General features: G+C 38.3%; 13 protein-coding genes. 11 read left to right on the top strand and 2 right to left on the bottom strand.

Annotated elements, in window-relative coordinates; genetic code table 11:
* Positions 1–172 precede the first annotated feature (172 nt).
* The 4 genes from gfa to PPBDW_RS06230 all read left to right on the top strand — a co-directional run bounded on the left by gfa (position 173) and on the right by PPBDW_RS06230 (position 4313).
* The gene (gfa, locus tag PPBDW_RS06245) at positions 173–742 is read left to right on the top strand and encodes an S-(hydroxymethyl)glutathione synthase (RefSeq protein WP_036794134.1); all 570 of its coding nucleotides are present in this window, start codon (positions 173–175) and stop codon (positions 740–742) included.
* Positions 743–1128: 386 nt separating this feature from the next.
* Positions 1129–2259 (top strand): S-(hydroxymethyl)glutathione dehydrogenase/class III alcohol dehydrogenase, encoded by a 1131-nt coding sequence (locus PPBDW_RS06240; protein WP_036794131.1) that lies wholly within the window; start codon positions 1129–1131, stop codon positions 2257–2259.
* Between the two features lie 363 nt (positions 2260–2622).
* Complete coding sequence (locus PPBDW_RS06235; RefSeq protein ID WP_036794129.1) at positions 2623–3879, top strand: dicarboxylate/amino acid:cation symporter; 1257 nt, start codon at positions 2623–2625, stop codon at positions 3877–3879.
* Between the two features lie 296 nt (positions 3880–4175).
* Positions 4176–4313, top strand: a complete 138-nt coding sequence (locus PPBDW_RS06230; protein ID WP_162836323.1) for a hypothetical protein — start codon at positions 4176–4178, stop codon at positions 4311–4313.
* Between the two features lie 23 nt (positions 4314–4336).
* On the opposite strand, the gene PPBDW_RS06225 is transcribed toward PPBDW_RS06230, so the two are convergent.
* The gene (locus tag PPBDW_RS06225; RefSeq protein WP_036794125.1) at positions 4337–6658 is read right to left on the bottom strand and encodes an ATP-dependent helicase; all 2322 of its coding nucleotides are present in this window, start codon (positions 6656–6658) and stop codon (positions 4337–4339) included.
* A 215-nt stretch (positions 6659–6873) separates the two neighbouring features.
* Here PPBDW_RS06225 and PPBDW_RS06220 point away from each other — a divergent pair, with 215 nt between their 5' ends.
* The 6 genes from PPBDW_RS06220 to torA all read left to right on the top strand — a co-directional run bounded on the left by PPBDW_RS06220 (position 6874) and on the right by torA (position 14266).
* A complete protein-coding gene (locus PPBDW_RS06220; protein WP_036796318.1) occupies positions 6874–7587 on the top strand; it encodes a DUF445 domain-containing protein in 714 nt (237 codons plus the stop codon).
* A gap of 242 nt (positions 7588–7829) precedes the next feature.
* Entirely contained in the window at positions 7830–8594 is a 765-nt protein-coding gene (locus tag PPBDW_RS06215) for a metal-dependent hydrolase (RefSeq protein WP_036794123.1), read from the top strand.
* Positions 8595–8811: 217 nt separating this feature from the next.
* Complete coding sequence (locus PPBDW_RS06210; RefSeq protein ID WP_036794122.1) at positions 8812–9915, top strand: phosphoribosylaminoimidazolesuccinocarboxamide synthase; 1104 nt, start codon at positions 8812–8814, stop codon at positions 9913–9915.
* 463 nt (positions 9916–10378) lie between these two features.
* Positions 10379–10555, top strand: coding sequence for a trimethylamine N-oxide reductase system protein TorE (torE, locus tag PPBDW_RS06205; RefSeq protein WP_036794120.1), 177 nt, complete (start codon positions 10379–10381; stop codon positions 10553–10555).
* Positions 10556–10598: 43 nt separating this feature from the next.
* Positions 10599–11777, top strand: coding sequence for a pentaheme c-type cytochrome TorC (gene torC / locus PPBDW_RS06200; protein ID WP_036794118.1), 1179 nt, complete (start codon positions 10599–10601; stop codon positions 11775–11777).
* Positions 11778–11797: 20 nt separating this feature from the next.
* Positions 11798–14266: a trimethylamine-N-oxide reductase TorA gene (gene torA, locus PPBDW_RS06195; RefSeq protein ID WP_036794116.1), complete on the top strand. Its 2469-nt coding sequence runs from the start codon at positions 11798–11800 to the stop codon at positions 14264–14266.
* Positions 14267–14336: 70 nt separating this feature from the next.
* Here torA and PPBDW_RS06190 read toward each other — a convergent pair whose 3' ends face one another.
* Entirely contained in the window at positions 14337–14789 is a 453-nt protein-coding gene (locus tag PPBDW_RS06190) for a hypothetical protein (protein WP_036794114.1), read from the bottom strand.
* Positions 14790–15033: 244 nt separating this feature from the next.
* Between PPBDW_RS06190 and PPBDW_RS06185 the strand changes: the two genes are divergently transcribed.
* Positions 15034–15330, top strand: coding sequence for a hypothetical protein (locus tag PPBDW_RS06185; protein WP_036794112.1), 297 nt, complete (start codon positions 15034–15036; stop codon positions 15328–15330).
* Positions 15331–15372 lie beyond the last annotated feature (42 nt).

Here is a 15372-nt window from a genome sequence, read left to right as displayed (position 1 = left end):
ATATATTACACCAACACAATATATGTTTCGTTGATTCTTATTATAATTAATTTTTCATTTTGATCGCACTTGTACTACGTTAAATGTAGCACTTTAAAATGTCCTTTATAATTAATTATAATAAACCTACAAAATAAATATTATCTAATAACAATCCAATAAGAGAAACATTATGTCTATATCTCTACACCCTGCAATTGATAACGGTTTCGCTGCTACTAAAGAAAACTTCCAAGGTGGCGTATTAAACTGTAACTGTGAATCAAATACTGTGCGTGTAAAACTATCAGGTCAAACTGCACATAACCACGCTTGTGGTTGTTCTAAGTGCTGGAAACCAGAAGGTGCTGTATTCTCACAAATCGCTGTTATTTCACGTGACAACGTTGAAGTAATTGCAAATGCAGACAAGCTTGTAGTGATCGATGAATCTGCAGCAATTAAACGTCACGCTTGTAAAGAATGTGGTGTTCACATGTATGGTCGTATCGATAATACTAACCACCCTTTCTTTGGTTTAGATTTTGTTCATACTGAGCTATCAACTGATGAAGGCTGGTCAGCACCTGAATTTGCTGCTTTTGTTTCATCAATTATTGAAACAGGTACAGATCCTAAAGATATGACAGCAATCCGTGCTCGTCTAAATGAACTAGGTCTAAATACTTACGATTGCCTATCTCCAGCACTAATGGACGCAATCGCAACACATGTTTATGCTCAGAATCACCCACAAGCATAATACCTACACTTATTTAGTGTGAAACTCTAAAGCAATATCCTATTTGGGTATTGCTTTTTTTTTATTGGTATTTTAGATAATCGGATAATGAAAAATAACAAATGCGAGGGATATCACATTTAGATGATAACACCTCATATAATTAATGATATTAGTCTACCCTGACTACAAATTTTAGTAGCCATCTAATACTATATTTATTCCTAAAAAAGAAGTTATTGTTACACTGGTGTAATAATGATTTTCCATTTTTAGGGATTATCAATCTTTAAGAAATAAATATAATAGCTGCATCAAGTCACAATGACGATATCAAATCGGTGACTATAATTAACAACGAACACCATGTTTGAACATGGGTCATAACTATATTAAGAGAGCGAACGATGACTGACAAATTTATCAAATCAAAAGCTGCTATTGCTTGGGGTCCTAAACAACCACTTTCTGTTGAAGAAATTGATGTAATGTTACCTCGTGCTGGCGAAGTATTAGTTCGCATCGTTGCAACTGGCGTATGTCACACTGATGCATTCACATTATCAGGTGACGATCCAGAAGGTATCTTCCCTGCGATCCTTGGTCACGAAGGTGGCGGTATCGTTGAAATGGTTGGTGAAGGCGTTACAAGTGTTGAAGTTGGCGATCATGTTATCCCACTTTACACCGCTGAGTGTGGCAAGTGTAAATACTGCCTATCTGGTAAAACGAACCTTTGTCAGGCAGTACGTGAAACTCAAGGTAAAGGTCTAATGCCAGACGGCACGACCCGTTTCTACAAAGACGGTCAACCAATCTTCCATTACATGGGCTGTTCTACCTTCTCTGAGTACACTGTGCTACCAGAAATTTCTTTAGCTAAAATTAGCAAAGAAGCACCGCTTGAAGAAGTATGTCTATTAGGTTGTGGTGTAACAACCGGTATGGGCGCAGTACTTAACACAGCTAAAGTGCAAGAAGGCGACACTATCGCAGTCTTTGGTCTTGGCGGTATCGGTCTTGCAGCAATCATTGGTGGTACTATGGCTAAAGCAAGCCGTATTATTGCAATTGATATCAACGAAAGTAAGTTTGACCTAGCACGTAAACTAGGTGCAACTGAATGCATCAACCCAATGAACTACGATAAGCCAATTCAAGAAGTGATTGTTGAATTAACTGATGGCGGCGTAGACTACTCTTTTGAGTGTATCGGTAACGTTAACGTTATGCGTTCAGCACTTGAGTGTTGTCACAAAGGTTGGGGCGAATCAGTTATCATCGGTGTTGCTGGCGCTGGCCAAGAGATCTCTACCCGTCCATTCCAACTTGTGACTGGTCGTGTATGGCGTGGTTCTGCATTCGGTGGCGTTAAAGGCCGTTCAGAGCTTCCTGGTATCGTTGACCGTTACATGGCAGGTGAATTCAAGCTTGATGACTTCATCTCATTCAACATGGGCCTAGATGACATCAACAAGTCATTCGACCTATTACACGAAGGTAAGAGTATCCGTACGGTTATTCACTTCGATAAGTAATTACCAGCCTTAATAGGCTCTATTCCCAGCGCATAATAATATGCGTTGGGAATTATTTATTTTATGTTCACTTGTTCAATACCATACGCTAATGGATTAGCAATTAACTCATTAACGATATTATATTTTTGTTTTACCTAAACCTTATTTTAGATACTGATCTAAATCATCGTTAATTGAGAATGGCATTTGCCACGCTCTGGCATTCTGTGTCAGAGCGTTTTTTATTCTCCACCAATTAAATTTAACTACATATTATACTTCTTGGATAAGGCCACTCTAATTATTAATAAGCCTTTTTAATACCAAGTCTTTCTTTTTATATTCTCGTTACGAAACGAACACCGAACAGAGACCTTTTTCATGAACCGTCATCTATTCAAATCGTTACCTTTTCAATTAATGATCGCAGCCCTATTAGCTTGGAGTCTCGCCTCTTTTTTACCATTACAATCTGGTTTTGAGCACTCCACGACGTTCAAATTATTGATGTTAACTAAAACAACCTATATCGGCTTACTCAAAATGCTGGTTGGTGTGGTGGTATTATTATCATTGCTGCAAGGGATCACGAGTATTGGCTCAACTTCACGTTTAAAAACGTTGGGGTATAAAACAATAGCCTTCTATAGCCTTACTTCTACACTTGCAATCTGCTTAGGGTTAGGAGTCTCTCTAGCTATTCCTCAATGGCCACATTTAATTGATACTGCACAAGTAACTGTCGGTAGCCATGTTCAATTAATTGATAATAGTGCCTCTTCTGGTGGCGCTATTGCAGAAAAATTATTTAACATGGCATTAGTTAATCCTTTTCAAGCACTCGCAACAACAAACTTATTAGCTATTGTTGTTTTTGCACTGTTACTCGGCATTGCATTATTAGCCAGTTTACCGTCTAAACATCCTATTTTTGAACTTATTTCAGGACTTAATATTGCAATTAACCGAGTGGTGTCTGCGGTTATAAAATTAGCGCCTTTAGCTGTATTTGCCATTGTGTTTCAATTTACAGCTCAAAGTGGCAATAGTATTTTTGGCGAGTTAGCACTGTTTGCTTTATTAGTATTTTCGCTTACTTTGGTTCATGGTGGGGTTGTATTACCACTACTTGCTAAAATATTTACGGGTATTAAATATTCAACCTTATTTAGAGCACTATCCGCTCCCATGGCAATGGCATTTGCAACTTCATCAAGCTCCGCGACTTTGCCACTTTCACTGCAAACAGCTCAAGAAGATTTAGGTATATCACAACCAACCAGCAGTATGGTATTACCGTTAGGTTCAATCATGAATATGGATGGTACAGCACTGTTTGAAGGTGTGGCTGCGATTTTTCTCGCTCAACTTTATGGTATCGAACTTGGAACATCAGGACTGATCATGATTTTTATCATGGCAATGGTGTCATCAATTGGTGCTCCAGGCATGCCATCAGGTTCAATGTCAGGCATGCAACTGGTATTACTTGCGGTAGGTATTCCACTTGAAGCTATCGCGATATTGCTTATTATCGAGCGTCCATTGGACACTTTTCGTACCGCAGTCAATGTTGAAGGAGATTTAATCGCCGCTTTAGTCGTTGATAAATGGCAAAACCAGTCAACAAAAGTGTGATCTAAGTCTTTTTTAGCACGTTATCGCCTTCTACTATAGAAGCTTGATATTGCTTTGACAGCAATGAAACTGTGCCATAACATTACATACGAGCATAACGAATCAATATTAATTTATTCGTTATGCTTACCATACTTTTAACATCCTTTATATCAATATGGATACTGTGTACATTAGCAGCGATATAATGAAGCAATAGGAAGCTCAAAGATGATGTTAATTCACTAAAAATTAAATAATAATCAACCCGTGAAATGGCCGATCTATTATTTAACAATGAGTTAATAGGTCATATTATGGTCAGAAAATTATTGCAAGCATTAGGCTTCAAACATACTGAAACAAAATCTCGCCAATTGCGTGAGCGTCTTGAATTCGCAGTTCAACAAAATCTAGGCCAACGAGAAGCACGAGCTAATCGAAGTCATCAATAATAATCATTCAACGATACAAAGACTTAATTATATTTACGGGCCTTGGCACGAGCGACAACAATAAGACGATTGAGCAATACTTTCTGTTTTACTGCATCAGCTTGTTTCAATTCTCGTATAATACGTATTACTTCTGTTTCTAAATACTTCGCCGTTTTGGTTTGTACCATACTACGAATAAGTTTTTCTGCATTATCTGGTATTGGTTGCTGTAGTGCCCATTCATAGCTGTAAGCACACTTCCCTGTTTCATCTGGATCAGGTAGAGAAATAACAGCGGCTTTAGGTGGTGATTGCATATCATCAATACGTGCAAGACGACGATAATATCCCTGAACCACTGATGACTTGTGGTATGGTAATTCGCCATCATGATATAGCCTCGGCCCTATTTCCTGAGCAACATCCGCCTTTGATTCAATAATAAATTGGCTGGCATTTTTGTCCTTACGAACATACTGATCTTTCTTAGCTGCTTCAACCGTATAATATATTTTCGCGCTATGTTTAGCCCGAGTCATTGCTACATAAGCAAGTCGACGCTCTTCTTCGGTATCAGCTGAAATACCTAATGCCGAACGGTTCACATAAGGAAAAGCATCTTTATCCCAATAAGGTAAATGTACTTGGCTGTACTCACAACCTTTAGCTCTAAAAATAGTGGTTAATTGAACACTGTTATTATTATTTTGTGATTGATTTTCAGCCGCTGACTGTTGCGTATAATATTCAAAATACTGCAATGCTTTATCACAGTTTTGATCCATTGATTCCAATACCGTTTCAACACTGTCTAAACGTTCAACAGCCTCTTCTATTTCAGTCGCCGTCGCTTCTGTTTTCCAAATCCAAGTATCAAGCTCACTATCACGACGATACTGTCTATAAACAGCTAAGGCTTTAAAATTACCCTTACGTTGTAACATTAATAATAACTCAACCCGATCTTTAAACGTTTCTAAATTTAACGTCGGTTGAATTTTTTCAGTTTGCTTTATTAAGCTAAGCCATTCATTACTTGGTCGCTGAGCCAAAGTTTCACACAACGGACGTAAACTTTTATTAGGAACATAACAGTGTGGGAATGATAATAAATTAAATAATAAATTCGCTTTATCATTATCGGCTAACGTTAAAAATCGTCCAGTAGCTAACACCATGATATCCATTAGTAATTTAACTTCACGACTATGGGTGAGCACTGATCCTATCGGCATATGATAAGGTATTTTCTTGGTTAAAAACGCTAACTCAAATAACATCGCTTGTGACCAGCGTCTAACTAAAATAGCCACCTCAGCAGGTTGTCCACCTTGCTGAATAAAATCAGCGACTGATTGTGCTATTTCACCTACTTGACGTGACGTACCAACCACTTCAACGGCTGTATCCGCGATTGACTCATGAGCAATGGTCTGAAAATCATGAAAACGGTGCTTATTATTTGAGATTAAATGACTCGCGGCTAACGCTAAGCTATGACCAAATCGAAACGTATTTGACAAGGTATATGTCGTCGCTGGCGAAAAATCTTGCTCAAAATTAAGCATAAATTGTGGTGCACTACCGCGCCATTTATAAATACACTGATCAACATCCCCCACAGCCACTAATTGTGCTTGTGGTGACAACAGCAATTTTAATAACTGATATTGGGCAGTATTTATATCTTGAAACTCATCCACCATCATAAATTTAATCTGTTGATGGTAATAATTACGAAGCGCATGATCATTTTTTAATAACTGGATTGTTTCCACCAGCCAATCATCGAAAAACAATTGTTTACGCTCTTTACGTACGGTTTCAAAATTCCAAAACGCTTCAACAATAAAGGCATATTCGCTATTTATTTCAGATAGCTCAAACACTTCTTTCGGCGGCAACATATGCGCTTTTACAAGCCCAATAAAGCTTATTAGTAGCTCAATAGTACGCGGATCTTTAAACGTCTGTTGTTTTTGATAAGATTTTTCTTGGGATGCCATTTGTCGTAATACAAATTTGGCAATACTTTTATCGCTATCACCATTATTAAAATCAATTTGATAACCTGTCGTCGACAAATAGCCGGATTGTCTTAACAACTGAAAACAAAAACTATGAAAAGTATGAACGGGGATTCGCTCAGCTAACGGAATATGTACTAACTTTGTCTTAAAATCAGTACGAATATCGCGATTAAACATTAATACCAGCATATTATCAGCAGCTATAGTCTGTAATTTATATTCAACAACCCCCACTAAAGTCGTTGTTTTACCCGTCCCAGCGCCCGCCACGCACAGCGCATTGCCCGCCTGATGGTGAATAAAAGCAGTTTGTTCAGCAGTAAAACGGGTCATTAAAAATACTCAGTAAGACAATAAATGCATAGCAGGCGAGTATAACAATTGCCACCTTAAGTTTAAATCGTAAACCAACGATTACGGTGAGCTAACACAAATGTAGCGTTGGTCTGTTTCTATTGTTAGAATTTGGCTTAATTATGGGTAGCAAAACGCTATTTACTGACTCTATGACCGTGCCTATCGGTGTTATAACTACTAAGAACTACCACATGTTAAAAAACAAAAGCTTCATGACAAACGCCCTTTCTCTTCTACTTTTATTCATTGGTTATATTAGCGATCAGCATATTATTCTTTATTGTGGTTTATTTGCCTTTTCGGGAGCATTAACTAACTGGCTTGCCATTTATATGTTATTTGAAAAAGTACCCGGCCTTTATGGCTCAGGGGTTATACCGGCTCGCTTTGAGGCCTTTAAAGCCGCAATAAAAGCATTAATGATGGAACAATTTTTCACCGAACAAAATATCAGCCGATTTTTAAATCAAGATGATAACCAAGCCGCTGCATTAGATATGCAACCGATTATTAGTAAAATAGACTTTGCACCAACATTTGATTCATTATTAGATGTGATAATGAAGTCATCATTTGGTGGCATGATTACTATGATGGGTGGCGCAGAGGCGATGCAACCGTTACGAGAACCATTCATTGCAAAAATGCAAGAATCCGTAATAGATATTAGTCAGCAAGATAATTTTAAAACAGCGCTGAAACAACAATTAGTTCAGCCTGAAACATTACATGATATTGAAAATAAAATTGAAGATATTATCGACCAACGTTTAAATGAACTTACCCCAAAAATGGTTAAAGAGATGGTTCAAAAAATGATCAGTGAGCATCTTGGGTGGCTGGTTATTTGGGGAGGTGTCTTTGGTGGTGTTATCGGTATTATTTCAGCACTAATTACAGGCTAACATTTATCTACATTCAGTCGTATTTCTTGATATTAAAGCAATACGACTGTAACAACACTTTTCTCCTAATATTACCAAGAATCACAGCTCTTACCCCGCGTATATTTCTGCAATAGCAACTAAAATGATTCTTTTTCACTCAATTAATTTCATAAATTACACTAAAAGTGTGATAAATGTTGAACTATGATAACTAACAGTGATAAATACCTGTATATGTATCCAGTTGGAATTCATTTTTCTTGGCAAATTTCTCAACCCATTTCACGGTTGCAGCAATTGTTAGTGGCTTAACAGCAACCACACTTTTGTCTGCTGACCATATTAGCCCCAGCATCGCACTATGGATGACCTTTTTTGGCACCACTGGTGGGCTTCTTCCTGACATTGATTCAGACCATTCAACATCAATGAAAGCCTTATTCACACTCTTGGCTGGCTTTTGTTGCTTTATACTCGTCAGTCATATTTACACCCAAGTGGCAATGCTAGAACTGATTCTTTACGTTGTATCATTATTTGTCACCATACGTTATTTTGGAAAAACTGTTTTTGATCGCTGCACCGTACATAGAGGTGCATGTCATTCCATAGCATTTGTAACGCTAATTGCTTTATGTTGTGTACATATTTGCGTGTTACTTGGCCACACTGCAACTGATAGCTGGTTAGCTGGCGGATTTGTTTTACTCGGTGGCATCGTACATTTAGCATTAGATGAAATATATAGCGTCGATCTGTCAAATAAACGCTTAAAATCATCTTTTGGTACAGCACTCAAGCCATTTGCTTTTACAAAACCATTTATCAGTCTTGCTCAAGTTATAGCGATTGTTATTCTGTTTGATATTGCACCAAGTTATGATGGCGCTTTACAAGTCGTCACTAACTGGAATCATTTCAAATTTACTCCGGTATGGTTCAATATTGATGATGCAAAGCAATGGTTAATACATATGTTTTATATTACACCACGTGATTTGCATGCTTTTTATCAACGGTTTTAATCCCCACTAAATTTCTTACCGATAATGTAAAGTATGGTCTTTCACTACTGTACTTTACATTTATTACACCGACATGATCACAAGGCAATCGTTTGCTTTTTTGCTGGTAGTCCAAGAATGAACCTAGTATTATGCTCAATAAGATGAGTGATTAAGGTGACTTCTATCTAAAGCACTCTGTATTTCGATGTCTTCATTTTGAAATAGGAATTTCACCATGAGCCTTGCCGATCAAGTTCTTGCCGTCAATGACGACCTTCCAATTCGTACTGAAAAACCTGTTCACAGTGGTAAAGTACGCTCCGTTTATTGGTTAACAGAAGCAGACAGTCGTCGCCTTATTCAACAAAAAGGCTACAATGTTCAACCTGATGCCCCCTTAGCAATAATGATCATTAGCGATCGTATATCTGCATTTGATTGTATTTGGCATGGTGAAGGTGGCTTGAAAGGCGTTCCAGGTAAAGGAGCTGCACTCAATGCAATCTCAAACCATTGGTTTAAACTATTTAGTGATAATGGTTTAGCTGATAGTCATATTCTTGATATTCCCCACCCTTTCGTATGGATAGTACAAAAAGCCAAACCGGTAATGGTTGAAGCTATTTGTCGTCAATATATTACTGGCTCAATGTGGCGTGCATATAATCAAGGGGAACGTCAATTCTGTGGTATTCAACTGCCAGAAGGATTACAAAAAGATCAGAAGTTACCACAATTACTGATGACACCCTCAACGAAGGGTATTCTAAAAGGTATTCCTAATGTCCCTGAAGCTGATGATGTTAACGTCACTCGTGAAGATTTAATTAACAATTACCAAGCATTTAATTTCCGCAATATCGACGATATCAATTATTACGAAAAGCTATTAGCAGATGGATTTAATGTTATTAGTAACGAGCTATCAAAATTAGATCAAATTTTTGTCGATACTAAATTTGAATTTGGTTATGTCACAGATGCTAATGGTAATGAAAAACTAATTTACATGGATGAAGTTGGTACGCCCGATTCATCACGTATTTGGGATGGCGCAGCATACCGCGATGGACAGATTATTGAAAATTCCAAAGAAGATTTCCGTCAAGTTTTATTAAACTATTTCCCTGACCCAGATATTTTATTAAATAAAGAACGTATGCCTGAACGTTTTGCTCTAGCTGCAAATAACGATCTTCCTCAAGAGCTACTAATGCAGATATCTAAAATCTATACGAGCATTGCTGAAAAAATCACAGGTAAGCCAATTACACTAAGCCAAGATCCTAAAGCCGAAATTATTGATATTTTACAACGGAAATATCAGTTAATTGATTAATGAAATCCAGAGAGCTATTTAATTAGCTCTCCACCTTAAATGTGAGCATCTGTTCATATTTAAAACTTAAATATTACATAACAAGCCCCCCTTCTTCATATTATTCTTCAAAGGAATAACATCAAGCAAGCTTATTCCCCTCATAAAAATAAACATATAAAACAAATAAAGCCACACAAACCAACAATAACCTCAAAAGCACAAACAAAAAACCAACATAAAACTCATTTTACACCCATTGAATATTGACACATCTTGTTTTAAATATTCATTTAATTATATGTATCAATATTTACTGTTAATAATTAGGCGTAATCTCAAAAAGTCACAATTTTAATAGTGAAATAGTGCATTTATTAATTGAATAAGCACAGGGGTATAATTTATGATCACATCGCAATTAGAATTGATATAAATATTTATAAGAACTCATTTTTTACATTTAACAATCTCAGGAGGTTTTATGAGCAGTATTACTGATCCTACTGCCAAGAAAACACGCAGCCGCGAATGGAAAATGTTCCTTTTTATTACCATTTTTCTTTTCCCTATTTTAAGCGTCATTTTCGTTGGTGGTTATGGTTTCACCGTATGGATGTTGCAATTGTTTGTCTTTGGCCCTCCCGGTCACGGTGGTTGATTCCCTACTTCACGCTGCAAGCATCATTTAAAGAGAAACAATAATGAAAGCATTTTTAAAAAAAGCTTGGCTAACCCTATCACGCCCAAGCGTTCATATTAGCCTTGGTGTCCTAGCCCTTGGCGGCTTTGTTGCGGGTATTATTTTCTGGGGTGGGTTTAACACCGCACTTGAAAAAACCAATACCGAAGAATTTTGCGTAAGCTGCCACGCCGACAATGTCGTGCCTGAATACGTAAATACCATTCATGATAAAAACCGTTCAGGTGTTCGAGCAACGTGTCCAGATTGTCATGTACCCCATGATTGGACAGATAAGATCTCACGTAAAATACAAGCAAGTAAGGAAGTATTTGCTCACTTCGCTGGTTTTATTGATACCCCTGAAAAATTTGAAGATCGCCGTATTGTGCTTGCTCAGCATGAATGGGAACGCTTTAAAGCTAATGGCTCACAGGAATGTCGTGATTGTCACGACTACAAAGGCATGGATTTCGAAAAAATGTCTCCTGTTGCTCGTGTACAAATGAAAAATGCCGCAGAACGTGATCAAAGCTGTGTCGATTGTCATAAAGGTATTGCCCACCACTTACCAAAAAATATGGACACCAGTGGCGGCATGATTTCCGAACTTGTCCAACTATCGCATGGTACCGACTACAGCAAAGGCGAAGAAATCTATAGCGTCCGCTTCCTTCCTGTTTATGAAGATAAAGCGATGAAAGTTGAGGCAGGTATTTTAAATCCAGCTTCTGGCGTGAAAGTAATTGATGAAACTGATGATGCAGTAGAAGTTGAAATTGCAGGTTGGCGTAAAGACAAAGGTTACGGCCGCGTGATTCAGGAAGATTTTGGTATGAATATTCCGGTTGCTTCTCTACTGAAAGAATCTGCACAAAATGACAAAGTGGTTGATAAATACGAAGAGAAAGTCGATGACTTAACGGGTCTTCCTTGGCAACGTGTAACCGCAAAAGTATGGATGCCTAAAGATTCATTAATTAACGACATTAGTCCGGTTTGGGCACAAGCAAAAACAGCTTACACCACCAACTGTTCAGTGTGTCATACCCAACCAGCAGAAGGCCACTTTGATGCCAATACATGGCCTGGAATGTTTAACGGTATGTTGGCATTTGTAAACTTTGACCGTGATAGCGAAGCCATTGTGTTGAAGTACTTACAAAAGCACTCTTCTGACTTTTCTAATGGCCAACACTAAGCATTGATGGAGTAAATACTATGTCTGTATCAAGACGCTGTTTTCTAAAAGGCATTGCAACAACAAGTGCGGCTACTGTGATTGGTCCAAGTCTACTCGCCTCTGCAAAAGTATTTGCTAGCGATGAGATTGGTCAAGGTACTTGGCGTTATTCTGGTTCTCACTGGGGTGCTTTCCGCGCTCAGATCTATGCCGGAAAAGTGCAACAAATTGAAGCCATTGAAATAGATAAAAACCCAACTGAAATGCTAAAAGGCATTAAAGGTATTATCTATAACCCATCACGCGTTCGTTACCCAATGGTACGCCTAGACTGGCTCAAAAAGCATAAGTTTAGTGGCGAAACTCGTGGTAATAATCGCTTTGTGCGTGTGACATGGGATGAAGCATTAGATCTGTTCTACCGTGAACTTGAGCGTATTCAAAAAGACTACGGTCCATGGGCATTACACGCAGGTCAAACTGGCTGGCGTCAAACGGGTCAATTCCATAGCTGTACTAGCCACATGCAACGTGCTGTAGGTATGCATGGTAACTACATCACCAAAGTTGGCGACTATTCCACAGGTGCAGGTCAAACCATCATGCCTTATGTGCTTGGTTCGACAGAAGTGTATGCTCAAGGTACGTCATGGTCTGAAATTTTAGACAACAGTAAGAACATTATTTTATGGGCTAATGATCCCGTTAAAAACTTACAAGTTGGTTGGAACTGTGAAACCCACGAATCCTACCCTTACCTTGCACAGCTAAAAGAAAAAGTAGCTAAAGGTGAAATTAATGTTATTTCGGTTGATCCCGTTAAAAACAAGACTCAACGTTACTTAGAAAACACTCATCTTTACATTCATCCACAAACCGACGTGCCGTTTATGTTGGGTGTGGCACACACGCTTTACACTGAGAATCTTTATGATAAAGAATTCATCAAGATGTACTGCTTGGGCTTTGATGAATTTATTGGCTACGTAAAAGGCGAAACCAAAGATAACGTAGAGAAAACCCCAGAATGGGCAGCTGAAATTTGTGGCGTGCCTGCAGATCAAATCCGTGAATTTGCCCGTATGCTGGTTAAAGAGCGTACTCAAATTCTGTTTGGTTGGTGTATTCAACGTCAAGAACATGGTGAACAACCTTATTGGATGGGGGCAGTTATTGCAGCCATGGTTGGCCAAATTGGCTTACCTGGTGGTGGTATCTCTTACGGTCACCACTATTCTGGTATCGGCGTTCCTTCAACAGGTTTTGCTGCTCCAGGTGGTTTCCCACGTAACGTTGACGAAGGTCAAAAACCGAAGTGGGATAACAATGATTTTAACGGTTATAGCCGTACTATCCCTGTGGCACGCTTTGTTGACTGTATTTTAGAACCAGGTAAAGAAATTAAGTACAACGGTTCTAAAGTCATTTTGCCTGACTACAAAATGATGGTAATCAGTGGTAACAACCCTTGGCATCATCACCAAGATCGTAACCGTATGAAACAAGCATTCCAAAAATTGCAAACAGTGATCACTATTGATTTTGCATGGACTGCTACTTGTCGTTTCTCTGATATCGTACTGCCAGCATGTACTCAATTTGAACGAAATGATATTGACGTAATGGGTTCATACAGTGGTCGTGGTTTAATCGCGATGCAAAAATTGGTTGATCCGTTATACCAATCAAAAACTGACTTTGATATTTTCACTGAATTATCACGTCGTTTTGGTAAAAATAAAGAATACACTCGTGATATGGATGAAATGCAGTGGGTACAATCACTGTATAACGATTGTCGTAAAGCGAATGCTGGCAAATTCGATATGCCTGAGTTTGACGTATTCTGGCAACAAGGATTTTTAGATTTTGGTACGGGCAAACCTTGGGTTCGTCATGCTGATTTCCGTCAGGATCCTGAAATCAATGCACTTGGCACGCCTTCAGGTTTCATTGAAATATCAAGCCGTAAAATTGCGCGTTATGGATATGAACACTGTCAAGGCCACCCAATGTGGTTTGAAAAGACAGAACGTTCTCATGGTGGTCCAGGCTCTGATAAACACCCATTCTGGATGCAATCTTGTCACCCAGACAAACGTTTGCACTCACAAATGTGTGAATCAGATGAATTCCGCGCAACTTATACTGTTCAAGGTCGGGAGCCGGTATACATAAACCCTAAAGATGCTGCTGCTAAAGGCATCAAAAACGGTGATGTTGTACGTGTGTTTAACGATCGTGGTCAATTGCTTGCGGGTGCCGTACTGACAGATAGTTACCCACAAGGCGTGGTACGAATCGAAGAAGGCGCATGGTATGGCCCATTAAATGAAAAGATTGGTTCGATTGATACTTATGGCGATCCAAACACATTGACAATGGATATTCCAACCTCTGAATTAGCACAAGCAACCAGCGCCCAAACCTGCTTGGTTAGCATAGAGAAATTCAAAGGCGAGTTACCACCAGTGACAGCATTTGGTGGACCTATTGAGGTAAGTTAATCATATAATATTACCCAATATTTAAGCCCTCGTATTCTTAACCGATGCGAGGGCTTATTATTTTCGGCGACTAATTATATTGCTTAAGCGCAGAGTCATGCGGTAAAACCAAAAGCCTACATTGTGCAATCTTTGAGGGATATAGATAAAGATCCAAGCCACACAGATATTCACCATCAGCAGTATTTAACATGAACTGCAACTCATGCCCACTCCAACTAAAGCGCTCAAACCACGTATCCCCTATGTTATCTTTACTGACATCAATAATATGTTTATCTGCCATCAATACACGACAAAATTTATGTGAAGAGGTTAAAGAGCCACTAGTACCCTCTTTATAATTTTCTAAAATAAAACAAGGATCGTCTTCAGAATTAAAAACAATAACTCTAAATGTTCCTTTTGTATCGACCCATTTCGTTGATACAAAATCAATATTTTTAGAAATCGTTTCTAAACCTTTAGCTAATACAGGAAATGTCGTACATAACAACGCCCCTAAAAATAACAGTACCTTCAAGCTACCCTCTTACTATTTAGTGGCTAATCGCATTAATAATTAACGCTAATTATAGATTAGATCACGCTCTCTAGCTGCTTTGATACTTTCTAATAGCTAACTAAAAGCGACATTTGTTTGTTTTTTGTCAAACTTATTGTGCACATATTGATCAAATTAAACACATAAGCGAAAATTAACTTATAGGCACGGAGGTTTATAACAATTATATGATTATGGATATTTGACTTTAAAGGTACATTATATGTCAGGCTTCGCCTACCCTTACACTTGCCCATTAATTGATACACAAATAGGTCGAGCAAAAGGTGATTTAACGACTTATGCTCGCGATTTATTACGTTCTTACAACGTGGAAATCAGTGGTCAAGAAATGCTGCTCGCAGGTGAGGAATTATTTAGTGCGCTCAGTGATATTTTTGAAAAAACACGTACAGCAAATGAAGATATGCGCACAGCAGCTCACAAACAGATTGTGGCATTAGAAGCAGAAAATATGGAATTACGTGCATTACTATATTGCCAACGCATGGCGAGTTAAATTTAAATGAACCATAAAAAAAGCCACCAAAGACGGTGGCTT

The sequence above is a fragment of the Photobacterium kishitanii genome, from assembly GCF_000613045.3.
GTDB classification, from domain to species: Bacteria; Pseudomonadota; Gammaproteobacteria; order Enterobacterales; family Vibrionaceae; genus Photobacterium; species Photobacterium kishitanii.
The sequence above is the reverse complement of the archived record's forward strand: the minus strand, read 5'-3'. Positions and strand labels throughout refer to the sequence as shown.